12 protein-coding genes, 1 tRNA gene and 1 riboswitch are annotated in these 12,617 nt (G+C 49.3%); of the genes, 2 read left to right on the plus strand and 11 right to left on the minus strand.

Features of this window, described 5'->3' with window-relative positions:
• From WC959_10030 to proC, 6 genes are all read right to left on the minus strand, one after another.
• The coding region (locus tag WC959_10030) for an IS1595 family transposase (GenBank protein MFA5689467.1) at nt 1-215 on the minus strand (215 nt) is incomplete at its 3' end.
• Between the two features lie 526 nt (nt 216-741).
• A complete protein-coding gene (locus tag WC959_10035; GenBank protein MFA5689468.1) occupies nt 742-1,347 on the minus strand; it encodes an outer membrane protein in 606 nt (201 codons plus the stop codon).
• A gap of 152 nt (nt 1,348-1,499) precedes the next feature.
• Entirely contained in the window at nt 1,500-2,312 is an 813-nt protein-coding gene (locus tag WC959_10040) for an SHOCT domain-containing protein (protein MFA5689469.1), read from the minus strand.
• A gap of 25 nt (nt 2,313-2,337) precedes the next feature.
• The gene (locus WC959_10045; GenBank protein MFA5689470.1) at nt 2,338-3,000 is read right to left on the minus strand and encodes a hypothetical protein; all 663 of its coding nucleotides are present in this window, start codon (nt 2,998-3,000) and stop codon (nt 2,338-2,340) included.
• Between the two features lie 470 nt (nt 3,001-3,470).
• Nucleotides 3,471-3,546, minus strand: a tRNA-Thr gene (locus WC959_10050).
• A gap of 46 nt (nt 3,547-3,592) precedes the next feature.
• Nucleotides 3,593-4,399 carry a pyrroline-5-carboxylate reductase gene (gene proC, locus WC959_10055; GenBank protein MFA5689471.1) on the minus strand — a complete coding sequence of 269 codons (807 nt, stop codon included), beginning with the start codon at nt 4,397-4,399 and terminating at the stop codon, nt 3,593-3,595.
• Nucleotides 4,400-4,549: 150 nt separating this feature from the next.
• Nucleotides 4,550-4,658: riboswitch (SAM-I-IV-variant riboswitch) on the plus strand.
• A 43-nt stretch (nt 4,659-4,701) separates the two neighbouring features.
• On the opposite strand from proC, the gene WC959_10060 reads away from it, so the two are divergent.
• A complete protein-coding gene (locus WC959_10060; GenBank protein ID MFA5689472.1) occupies nt 4,702-5,985 on the plus strand; it encodes an aminotransferase class I/II-fold pyridoxal phosphate-dependent enzyme in 1,284 nt (427 codons plus the stop codon).
• A gap of 68 nt (nt 5,986-6,053) precedes the next feature.
• Entirely contained in the window at nt 6,054-7,181 is a 1,128-nt protein-coding gene (locus tag WC959_10065) for a homoserine O-acetyltransferase (protein MFA5689473.1), read from the plus strand.
• A gap of 69 nt (nt 7,182-7,250) precedes the next feature.
• Here WC959_10065 and WC959_10070 read toward each other — a convergent pair whose 3' ends face one another.
• From WC959_10070 to WC959_10090, 5 genes are read right to left on the minus strand one after another with little or no spacing between them, the layout of a single operon-like run.
• Nucleotides 7,251-7,685, minus strand: a complete 435-nt coding sequence (locus tag WC959_10070) for a biopolymer transporter ExbD (GenBank protein ID MFA5689474.1) — start codon at nt 7,683-7,685, stop codon at nt 7,251-7,253.
• A gap of 2 nt (nt 7,686-7,687) precedes the next feature.
• Complete coding sequence (locus tag WC959_10075) at nt 7,688-8,095, minus strand: biopolymer transporter ExbD (GenBank protein ID MFA5689475.1); 408 nt, start codon at nt 8,093-8,095, stop codon at nt 7,688-7,690.
• Between the two features lie 25 nt (nt 8,096-8,120).
• Nucleotides 8,121-8,879 carry a MotA/TolQ/ExbB proton channel family protein gene (locus WC959_10080; GenBank protein ID MFA5689476.1) on the minus strand — a complete coding sequence of 253 codons (759 nt, stop codon included), beginning with the start codon at nt 8,877-8,879 and terminating at the stop codon, nt 8,121-8,123.
• Nucleotides 8,880-8,900: 21 nt separating this feature from the next.
• On the minus strand, nt 8,901-9,713 hold the full coding sequence (locus WC959_10085) for a hypothetical protein (protein ID MFA5689477.1): 813 nt from the start codon (nt 9,711-9,713) through the stop codon (nt 8,901-8,903).
• Nucleotides 9,710-12,559, minus strand: a complete 2,850-nt coding sequence (locus WC959_10090) for a tetratricopeptide repeat protein (GenBank protein ID MFA5689478.1) — start codon at nt 12,557-12,559, stop codon at nt 9,710-9,712. The genes WC959_10085 and WC959_10090 overlap by 4 nt, the downstream gene beginning before the upstream one ends.
• Nucleotides 12,560-12,617: the final 58 nt, after the last annotated feature.

Here is a 12,617-nt window from a genome sequence, read left to right on the forward strand (position 1 = left end):
TCCAGTTCAACTTCGCCGCATTTAAACGGACTGTCCAGTTCGCAACACTCCGCAATCCGCTGACGAACTGCATAAAAAATCCGGTTGATGGTGTTGCGGCTCAGCCCGGTAAGAACAGCGATCTTTGATGCTTCAATATCCACCGGGAAGCAGCGGATAATACGCCGGAAATCGTGCTCCGAAATCCGTGAATGGAAAATATATTTATTACTCATTTCAAGACAACATCTTAAGGGTTATGTCAATCCCATTAACTTGTCTTGAACCATTTTAAAAATAACACGGCTCAGTTGTGTGGTTTGCGACACGGTACGCTGATGAAAGCATATACAATGGATTTACGGGAACGGAGCGTGGCCTATGTACGGATGTTGAGGGTGAACGGCGCGGACGAACCAATATCATTTCCGCATCCCGTAACAGACGCCTGATAAGTCTCCGATGATCTTCGAAGAACATTGCAACAGCACGGAGGTGGAGGCCTTCTTTCCGGATACCCTGCGATCTTCCATTCCCTGGAGGCGCTATCCTTTTCGTATCATGCATAGATACCCCCGAGTAAACTCGGGGTTCTTTTTTCATCACAGCTCCTCTCGGAGCTGACCTGAACGCCGCGAAACTTTGCGTTCGCGGCAATCAGGAGGCTCATTCATCCACGGCTAAAGCCGTGGTGTTCTATCTTCGACCGCATAAAAAACACGCCACGGAAAGTGGCGTGTTCGCTGGGTTAACAGCTTGGAGCTAGAATGTATACCGGAGTCCCAATTCAACTCGGTGTCCAGTGATTTCCATATCCACTCCGTCAAGATCCGGATCGGATGTTTTTAAAAACCGATATCCGGCATCTAGGCTAATGTTATCTGTGACTTTAACGTCTACGCCTGCACCAAGCTGAAATGCGGCGACGGTGTCAGATCCACTACCTAATTCGTCAATTTTCACTTTTACCCTGACTGCACCAATACCGCCCATCAGATACGGCGTAATGATAGAACTATTTCTGAAGTCATAGTACCCATTTAACATAAACGCCAGCATTGAAATATCGCCAACGTCTTTGTAGTAATAGTAGTCGTCTTCGATCTGATCGATGTCATTCTTCTGATAGAAGAATGACAGTTCTACGCGAACCGGCAGTTCATCAGATGCGATACCGGCCGCCATGCCTATAACATAACCGGCATCGAATTCTGCATCATCCAATTTTCCATACCCGATATCGAGCCCGCTGATGTCGGAATCCTGTAAAAATGCACCGCCAGCACCGACACGGACATACGGGCGGACTCCATCCGCAAAACTGAATCCGGTAATACCGGCTAATAAAATGAATAATACTTTTTTCATGAATTTTCCTTTTGTTAAATATTTACTAAACATAATATCGATAATCAGAAATCGAGGCGGTCAGTTATCCATAGTGCATGACATCCTCCTTTCTGTTCGGCATCAGCCGGAGTTAAGGGCCGCATAACGCGCGGGCGGGGTTGACATGTCGATTACAGCGCGTTGATGATTTCCTGCCGTTTGGCGTTGTACTCATCTTCGGTCAATAATCCCTGGTTTTTTAACTCGGTGAGTTTTTGCAGCTTTGCATCTACCGGTTCTCCGGTGGTTTTGGGAACAGACACAGACTTTGATTTCGTATAGCCATGCAGCCCCTCGGCAACTTCCTGTGCAATGAAATCGCTCAATACCGGCATAGATTTTTCCTGAACCAGCGGCGTAACATCAGAGTCATACCCTATATGAATAATGCCTCCAATAAGTGCTGAAACTGACCACCCAGGCATCCACCAGCCGGATTCTGCCAGCCAGGTCCGTTTCATATCGGCGTGCCGGACATCCAGTTCAATCGGAATATGCACGGATTTTATGTGCTGTCCGGTTTGCGCATCGGTTAAGTCCACCTGAACATCATATTCGACAGTGTAAATATATCCATTCCATGCCGGCGTGAAGATCAAGAATCCCGGCCAGCTGATCAGGAAATTCAAGCCGGAACCTCTATATTGAGGATGCATATTAAATGTCGCTATGACGTCGACATTGCTGTTATCTACATTAATTGCAGTGGTGGCCTGAATATTGTATCGACTGAGATCAATGATAAAATTCCGTGCCAGCTGTCTGGTATCTTGCTGATAATGTTTTTCACGAATTCCCAGACGCAACGGCTGTTCCAACGGTGTTTCCATGGCGCCGGCACGATACATATTCAAATTTTTTATAGCTAGCGGATGAGTGCAAGCGGTTAAAATAAACACTACGCCAGCTGTACTGATGATGTTTTGAATCGTTTTTTTGTTCATAATATTCTCCGGTTAATAATTTTGATCATTTCTGTTTCGGCCAAAGCTGCAGGAACTGCGCTGCGCTTTTTCGTGCAAGTCGTAGGATTTCGTCTTTGTGTTCTGGGTCGGCAGTGGAATATGTGATTCCTGATAGTTTATATCCATCCGCCCGGGTTTTGATCTGGCAGATCAGAGAGCCGTCCGGAGAGATCACTTTCCAGACGGTGTACAGACGCAAGGTCTTATCGAACCCGCTTGCGGTCATGAAATAAAATTTCGGCTCAAGAAACGCACCGACACCGAATTTGTCATGAAACGCCGGGTATTGGTCGTGATCCGGTTTGGTAATATTTTCCGGCAGTCCGATTTCTGAACGGGGAACGTAAGTAAAAGCTGTTGAGTTTGTGAAAACGGATTCAATAATCTCCACACACTCATTGTTCAGTTGCTGTTCTAAATCTCTTTTCCTCGTGGCTTCAGTAACAATAACATGACCTATCACTCCGCCAAGAATCGTTGCGCTCGATATGGTTGCGTGCGAATATTTACACCCCGATATCGTAATCCGGTTATTTTCTCCGAATGTTTTTAAGCGGGCGGCGTGAATTTTACTGACGTTTGGTGATGTGCAGCCGCTTAAGAATGCCGTAGCGACTGAAACGGCAATGGATATAGGGATATGCCCCCGATTCCTCTTTTTCTGCATGTTCCTCTCCTGTGTTGCGGTTTTACAAACCGGGAGAGGAGTTCTCTAAAAAGAGAGGCGCCACCTCCCAGTCATGCTCTCCAGAGGCCCGCCAGAGCCCACACACGAACACAACATAAGAGGCGCGCCGATTGGCGCATCCTCGTATGAAGTCATTCGTGTGTAAGAAACTGGCGGTTTCCAGAGAACGACTAAAACTTCTGATGCTAAATTATTCTTCTAAACCTATATGACTCCTTTTACTTCAAGGAAAAATACTGTCTTTAAAACTGAAATTCAACTTTCTTTTAGTCACATTGTCAGTCAGCCCTGATTTTAAATCTTAACCAGGGTCTCGATGTTAAACAGTGTTTCAACGGCTCGACAGGTACTGAGCATTCGAATGCATATGAAGGCGAATCATCTTCGGCGATCCGTGATCAGCCGAATTGAAAAATCTTTATAATTCACTGATCACGACGGAATTATATTGGAGCCAATGGACGGATTCGAACCGACGACCTGCTCATTACGAATGAGCTGCTCTACCAACTGAGCTACATTGGCCAAAGGAAGGCGCGTATTTAGCCAAAGCGCGCCGATTGAGTCAAGGTCAGGATGCAGAAAGCTCCGCAGATCGTTTTTGTGCGGCGAGCAGTGCTTCGATAATGGCTTCTTTTACGCCCTGCGTTTCAAGCACATTGATTGCAGCGGCAGTGGTTCCGCCTTTGGATGTAACGTTGGCACGCAGGGTGTCGGCATCTTCACCGGAGGTTTGCATGAGCTCGGCAGAACCGGTTACAGTTTGCAGGGCAAGCGCGCGCGCGACTTCTTTATCGAGTCCCATTCTGCCGGCGGCGGCAAGCATCGCTTCGAGAAGATAAAAAACATACGCCGGACCGGAACCGCTCAATGCAGTCACAGCGTCCAGCTCTTTTTCGTCGACGCGCACTGTAAATCCAACGCTGCTGAATATTTTTTCAACCATTTCCAAATCGGATTCACCGGCGTTTACACCGCCGGCAATAGCGGATGCACCCCGCTTAATGAGCGCCGGTGTATTGGGCATAACGCGCACTACGCGCCGGTTTTCCCCGAGTAATGTTTCAATTTTCCGGGTCGTAATTCCGGCAGTGATGCTGATGACCAGCGTCTCTTTTTTTAGTACCGGTTTCAGTTCATGCAGAATTTCCGGTAAAACCTGCGGCTTTACGGCGAGCAGAACAGTTCCGGCATTTTCTGCCGCCTGATTTGTGATAGAAACTTCAACGCCGTATTTTTCCGCCAGCGCCGCGAGCCGTTCCGGAATCACATCCGTCATCACAATGTTTTCCGGTGCACAACATTGTCCGGCAATTATTCCGCTAACAATGGCCTCTGCCATGTTTCCGGCGCCGATAAAAACAATTTTCGAATTCATGATCATGCACATCTCTTTAACTGAAAGTTCGCAGAAATTACACAAATAAACACGACTTTATTTTTCTATAAACCGGCAGCGCCGGGATCAAGGCCAAATTTTTTAATACAAATGTTCTGTTGACTCCGCAACTGGAACGTGTATGTTGCCGCACTGCATTACGAGAGGCGTGGTTAACGACGCCCGGCAACCTGACAACAAAGGTGCTCCGGCCTTGCACTAGGCGATGCGCCCCGTACGGGGAAAGTTGTGGAGTGTCCTGTTTGTCGATTGCCAATGCCTGATGAAATGGAGAATCGACAATGAGTGAAAAACGTAAAAATGAAACACTGGCGCTGCACGCCGGTTATTCTGCTGAACCGACTACCGCAAGCTGCGCTGTACCGATATACCGCACGAGTGCGTATGTTTTTAAAAACACGGAACATGCCGCCAATCTGTTTGCGTTGGCGGAACTGGGTAATATTTACACGCGGCTGACAAATCCGACGACGGATGTACTTGAAAAACGCATTGCGGCACTCGAAGGCGGCGCCGGCGCGCTGGCGGTGGCATCCGGTACAACGGCAATTTTCTACAGCATTATCAATCTCGCCAAAGCCGGCGACGAGATCGTTTCGTCGAACAATCTTTACGGCGGAACGTATGCGCAGTTTAACGACATTCTGCCGCAACTCGGCATCAAGGTGGAATTCGTTGATCCTTCCGTGCCGGAAAACTTTGCGGCGGCGATTACGGATAAAACGAAAGCGATTTACACGGAGACAATCGGCAATCCGTCGCTCGACGTTTCAGATATTCCGGCGATTGCAAAAATTGCGCATGAACATAGTCTGCCGCTGATTGTCGACAGCACCTTCACCACGCCGGCACTGCTCAAACCGATCGAACACGGCGCCGACATTGTGGTGCACTCATTGACAAAATGGCTCGGCGGACACGGCAATGGAATCGGCGGTGTTGTGATTGATGCCGGCAAATTTAACTGGAACTCCGGCAGACATCCCCTGTTCTCAGAGCCGGACGGAAGTTATCACGGCATCCGTTTTGCCACCGATCTGCCGCCGGAACTCGCACCGCTGGCGTACATCCTGCGGATGAGGCTGACACCGCTGCGTAATCTCGGAGCGTGCATTGCGCCGGACAGTTCGTGGCAGTTTCTGCAGGGCATTGAAACGCTGAGTTTGCGGATGGAGCGGCACAGCAGGAATTCGCTGGCGGTCGCTGAATTTCTGGAACAGCAGCCGGAGGTTGCGTGGGTCCACTATCCGGGACTCAAAAGCCATCCGTCGCACGCTGTTGCCAAACGGCTGTTGAACAACGGATTCGGCGGTGTGGTGGTGGTCGAACTGAAAGGCGGCGAAAACGACGGCCGGAAATTCATAGAAAAGCTGAAGCTGTTTTTACACCTCGCAAATGTAGGTGATGCAAAAAGCCTGGCAATTCATCCAGCAACCACTACGCATGCGCAGCTCACACCGGAGCAGCAGCGTGCCTGCGGCATTACACCGGGACTCGTCCGCCTTTCCATTGGAATCGAAAATATTGACGATATCATTGACGATTTAAAGCAGGCCCTGAAATAAAAACAGGCAGTTAAAGTCAGGCGCCGGAGCGGACTTTTAGACGCCCGGCGGCAGACTTTTGACGGATTATGAATGTTGAAACCAGATTTTTTACTTACGATTCACTGAAGCTGAAAAGCGGTGCGGAATTTGGTCCGGTTACGCTGGCGTATGAGACATACGGCGAACTGAACAAAGCGCGCGACAATGCGATTCTGCTGTTTCATGCACTCACCGGATCGCAGCATGCCGCCGGATTTAATCCGGCGGTGCCGGACACCGGCACGCGCTGGAATACCGAATGCCGGACCGGCTGGTGGGACGGCTTTGTCGGTCCCGGAAAAATGATTGATACCGGTAAGTTTTTTGTTATCTGCGCAAATTATCTCGGCGGCTGCTATGGATCCACCGGACCGGCGTCCGTCAATCCGGAAACCGGCAAGCCGTACGGCGGGAAATTCCCGCGCATTCATCTCAGTGATGTTGTCGACTCTCAACTGCCGCTGCTAAACCATTTCGGCATCAAAACGCTGTACGCCGTTGTCGGCGCGTCGCTCGGCGGAATGCTGGCGGCCAATCTGCTCGCACGCTATCCTGAAATCACCTGCCGCGCAGTTGAAATTGCATGCAGCATTGAGCCGACTACACTCATCCGTGCCTACAATCTCGAACAGATTCTTGCGATTGAAAATGATCCGAATTTCCGCGACGGCAACTATTATGATGCCGAACCGCCGGCGCGTGGACTCGCCCTCGCCCGTATGATTTCGCACAAAACATTTGTCTCGCTCGATTTCATTGAAGAGCGCGCACAAAACCGGTGGGAACAGGAATACGACGAATTTTCGTGGTATAAAGTCCACACGCCGCTTGAATCATATATTCTGCACCAGGGGCGTAAACTCGTCCGGCGCTTCGATGCCAACAGCTATCTGCAGTTCATTGCCGCGTGGTCGGATTATCATCTGCTGCGCGATACCGGCGCGCCGGATTACAGGACGCTGTTTGCGCCGTGCCGGCATCAGCAGCATCTGCTTTTCACGATCGACAGCGATTACTGTTTCTATCCTGAAGAACAGGAATTCTACCGGCGACGTCTGGAAGAAAGCGGCGTACCGGTAACGCATGTCACGGTGCATTCCGACAAAGGACATGACTCTTTCCTGCTTGAGCCTCACCTTTATGAAAAATATATCCGTGAACTGCTGAACAGTTGAGTGCCGAAACACGCAGTGCATCCTGCAAATTTTACGAATGCTTGTTGTAAACGAAGAGTTAACCGATTTTTACATGCTCATAGTAAACGACGTGTTTTTCACCTGAGCAGCGGCGCAGGCGTTCATGACGTCAATGATACGTTTATGCAAAACCTGATCGGCAGGCAGAATATTAACGATGAGCTCACTGCCGGACGTTTCAGCGGCCTGCTTGAGCTCAACGAGACGCGTTGCCAGTGTATTCAGAGCGCGATCGTCGCGCGAAAACTTCATGCCTTCAACATAAACATCACCTTCCGGTGCAATTTCAATCAGCACTTCGATCGGCATTTCAATAGATTCGGGCTGATCGACGCGTGCCGGCAGCATAAATGAGATATCCGCTTCTTTTTTGACCAGCGCCGATGTCACCATGAAATAAATGAGCAGCAGAAACACAACGTCGATTAACGGTGTGATTTGCATATCAATTTTATCTTCCCCGATGTTTTTCTGCAGGTTCATGGTTATTCCTCAAACGCCGCATAAATCAGATTGACCGCGCCGATTTCAGCACAGGCAACCATTAATTCTTTATTGACGCGGTACGGTACGTTTTCATCCGCACGAATGAAGAGCCGCAGTTCCGGGTCTGTGCCCAGTTCCTCCGTCACCCGTTCTTTTAATTCGTCCATCGTCACCGGAATCGCGCCGATATAAAGCTGTCCGTTTTCAGCCACGGAAATGGTGAGTCGTCCGGTAACATCCTCAGCAACTTTCGCCTGGCTGGCCGGCGGAATTTCAATATTTTTCGGTTTATCCAAATCTACCGCCGCTGCTGCAACAATAAAAAAGATGAGCAGCAGAAAAACCATGTCGATCATCGGCGACATGTCGATATCAACATTTTCATCATCTATAAGTTTCAGTTTCATGCGTCTCTCTGCTTAACGATCCGCATTAATCATGTTTCTGTTCAGTTAAATCCTGGAACGCCAGCGGCATTTCGCCGGTTTCAAGAGCATCGAACAGGAAGCCGACATTACGGCCGAGTGTGGCAAGGGTTTTATTAAAGCCTTTTTTGAAAAAGAAAAAGAACAGCATCGCCGGAATTGCAATAATCAGGCCGGTGGCTGTTGTGATGAGCGCCTCCCCGATATTGGCAGCGAGCAGTTCCGGCTTACCCATACCCTGCGATCCCATTGTATGGAAGGCTTTAATCATCCCGGATACCGTTCCAAGCAGTCCGAGCATCGGCGAAATCGCGCCGATAATGGAAAGATAATCAATCGGTTTCATTAACTGCGTTGTCTGTTCAATAGAAGCCTCTTCGATTGATTCTTTTACTTTATCATAATCCACTTCATCTTTCATACAGCGTTCCAGGCCGGCGCCGAACACGAGTGTAAACATCGCCGGTTTGGAGCGGCAGTATTCCAGCGCTTTACGCACATCGCCCTTCACCATCATCTGCAGAAGTTCCGGCATCATTTCTTTATGCAACAGCGTTTTTTCCCGCAGTGAAATAAAGTTCTGTACGACAAAAACGATCAGCCCGAAAGAACACAGTCCAAGCGGAATCATCGTCCAGCCGCCCTGATAAATCAGATCCAGAAATGTAATTTTTTCCGGGCCGGCAGTTTCAACAGCCTCCTGCGCAAATATCCATGAGGCAACCGACAAAACAATCATAACAATCCACGCTGTTTTTTTCTTCATTTTCTACTCTCCACCTTCCATTCACTTTTTTTTCGCGATTTCCGCGGCTCTTTTTTGTATGTGCGGGTCTGAATAAAACTCCTTGATATCGGCCAGCACAGCCTGTGCCGACTCCGGCATGTTTAATTGGAAATATAGTTCGGCACAAAGCAGTTCGGTTTTCGGCACCCAGTCGGCATCGGCACTGTGAATGGCCATCAGCAGCGCTGCGGTGCGAATCGCCGATGTGTATTCTTTATGGTACTGTTGAATACGGGCGTCCATGTAAAGCCGTGCAGCGGATTCTTCGGGAAATAACGCATTCCCCTCCGGAGTTTTCAAAAATACGTCAATTGACTCGTAACCGCCTTTTTCCAGCGTAATCAGCAGCGAATAAAACTGCGCCGCATTTTTCAGATCACCGGATTGTTTCAACAGTGCGGCGGCAAATTCAAGCGCGCGGTCGTACTCGCCGATCCAGTACGACACCGCCAGCCACTGTGCGATCTGCTGCCCGGCATTCGACGGCAAATCAAAATACGGGCGCCAGTCTGCCATGCGTTTACTCAGAATTTCCTCAGCGTTATAATAATTTCCGTCATTCAACAGCAGCGCAATATCCTCTTCATCCGTTTTTCCAACAGGAAACTGAATGGCTGTAATCTGTGCCGCCGGAAGCTGCATGGATTCCGCTCCGACGGATGGAGTAAAAACGATCATGCTGCCGGCACGGCTTTCCAGAGCACCGGACAGGTTTCCGGCGGTCGTTTGCAGCCGGACACGCACCGGTGCGGCCTGTGAGATTAAACTGCACGTTGCTCCGTAAAAAATTAAAACTTTAAACCAGCGGTTCATTCTGCGACCTCCGCTCCAACAGATTCCATGGTATTTGCGTTACCGGCGAGCAGTTCATCAGTTTCTTTCGGACCGAGAACATCGCGCGCTGTCTGCGATTGCGGCAGTTCACGTACATAGTCATCCAGCAGCATCGCACGGTATGTATTGCGTGCAGCGGCCGGACGTCCAAGTTTTTCCAGACACTCAGCACTCCTTAAATACGCATCTGCCGCCCAGCGACCATTGTCGTATGCTTTATAAAGCAAATACGTGCGCTGATAGAAGGCGAACGCTTTTTCGTAGTTGCCGCGTAAAAACCAGCTTTCGCCGGTGCGGTACATCGCTTCCGCGGCAATCGGACCGCGCCAGGCACGCACATTAAAAATCAACTGATACGTTTTTTCGGCAGCTTCATATTCGCCGCGCATCACTTCAATATTGCCTTTCATCAACTGCGCCCAGCCGATCGCCGGGTCTGCGCCGTAAAGTCCGAGCGCGTTCATCGCCACATCCAGCGCCTCATCATATTTCTGCTGCCGGTATAAATCTTCGGCGCGCAGTTTACAGGCATTTTTCATGAACGGAGAATTTTCGTAATTCTCCGCAAATACATTAAAAAATTCTTCGGCACGGGAATAATCATTTGTTTCCAGCAGTGCGGCACACATCAGCGAAAGTCCTGCCGGCGGAACCACTTTCAGATCTTTTTCGCGTGCCAGCAGCGTACGGCTGAGCTCATCCTGAGAACCGTTCAGTTCCGCAGTTAAAACTTCCAGACAGATTTTTAATGTCGGCCTGCCGGCAGCATCATGCAGTGCGTCATAAATCGTTTTTTCGGCGGCGAAGCGCTGATCATCATTTAATTTTGTTTTTATAATATTCGCCAGATCAAACAGAATTGATGCGATGCCGGTTTGCGCCGGATCGTCGCCGTAACGGATTACCGCGTCAAGATAGGCATTCACCGTTTTATCAGCATCACCTTGTGCAAGCTGTGCTTTGCCAATCCAGAAAACCGCTTGAGCCCAATCAGCATCCGCACCGAAAAACTTCGAATAATCTTCCATCTGTGAAATCAACTGCTCATATTTTTTTGCCGCTTTATCAAACTCTTTGCTTTCTTTATAGGCCTCAGCGTCCACTTCCAGCGTCGTTGCCATCTGGAACACGGCGTATGTGGCAGACATCGAAAACTGTTTCTTTAAATTGTCTGCTGCGTCCGGATAACGCTCTTTAGAAAAATCGACCGCCTGCTTATATAAACCCACCGCCTCGTCCAGCAGCCCATCGGCACCAAGCAGATCAGCATACATCGCCAGCGCATCCGGAATCAGTTCATCCTGCGGATAGGTGTCGATGAACTCTTTAAACAGCGTGCGAGCATGATCATAATCTTCCAGTCCGAAGCGGCAGACGCCGGCGCGGAACAGAGAATCCGGTGCAAACGCTGCACGCGGCTGGTCTTGCCGGTACTTCATGAAAATATCGTATGCCTGTTCAAACTTCTGCTGCAGCAGACGGCACATTCCCTGCCAATAGCGTGCATCCATTCCTTCGGCAGTATTCGGCACAACCCGCGTTACTTTTTCAAACGCATCAATCGCTAAGTCGTATTCCATCATCCGGAAATATGCGAAACTGACCAGGTAACGGACGGTCAATTCCTGTCCGCGTTCATCTTCATCTTTCGGCGGCGTCCAGCTATCAATATATTTAAGTAATGCCAGCGCAGAATCAAATTCTTGATCGTTCAGGTAGTGCTGCATCAGGCGCGTACAGATCAGGCGCGGATAAAGTCCGGATCTATTTTTTTCGAGATAATCTTCACTGATTGCAATCGCTTCAGTGTACTGTTTTAATTCATAAAGCAGCAGAGTTTTTTGAAAGAAAGCAGAAAGCCCTTCCTCGCGCGCCGGATATTTTTGATAAATATGATCGAATAGCACGGCCGCTTCCCAATAACGTTTCTGCTCCGCATAAATCTGCGCGGCACGATACGCGATATGCACATCATAATCCGGAATTTTCTGCAATGTTTCCAGCGCGGCGCGTAACTGTGTAATCTTCCATTCGCGATCTTTGTCGCGCGTATTCGCTTCAATTTCCGCCAGACGTTCCTGCTGACGGTTGAGCAGATCGCCTTTCGGCAGAACCAAACGGTAAATTGCCAGCGCTGCGCGATATTTTTGCTGATCGAACAGGCGGTCACCGATATTCAACAGGGTCAAATTGAGCGTAACATCGTCGCGCGATTCACCGCGAAACAGCACCGGCAGCGCTTTAATCACTTCAGCACTCCTGCCGACTTCAAACAGGCAGCGTATGTGCATCAACCGGTAGGCGCGAATATTACCCTGGTCTTTGGTGCGTTTAAGCGCATCCGGGATCATCGCCAGCGCTTCTTCATATTTTCCAAGCTGAAAATACGCCTGCAACAGAAACTGTTCAGCTGTTTCTTTATTACGCAGACTGATCGTCCGGTCATCCGCCATCGTTTGTGCGGTCGTCTGCAGCACTTCCCAGTTTTCCATGGCCCGAGCAATCCGGCAGAGAATCTGCTGCGCCGAAATCCGGTCTTTTACCGGTTCATTCGCAAGATATTCAGTGATATATTTCTCAGCTTCATCCCACTGCCCGATATCACACAGTGCCTGACTAAGCTGAATTCGCGCCTGTTGAATACTGTCTTTCGCAGAACGGTCGTTCAAACTTCCCACGCGAGTGATAATTTCCTTCAATAAAGGTACCGCCGTGCCGGGATCTTTATTCTGCAGGGCAAAATCAGCCGCCGCAACCAGTTCTGAAAACCCCAGTTGTGTCGCGCTTTGAGGCAGCACCGTCAGCGTACCCAGAAATAAACTCAAACTTATTAAATATGCTTTTCGCAAAATACCCTCACCGATAATAAGAGCTGATCGTAAA

Source organism: Kiritimatiellales bacterium (assembly GCA_041656295.1).
In the GTDB taxonomy this organism is placed as follows: domain Bacteria; phylum Verrucomicrobiota; class Kiritimatiellia; order Kiritimatiellales; family Tichowtungiaceae; genus Tichowtungia.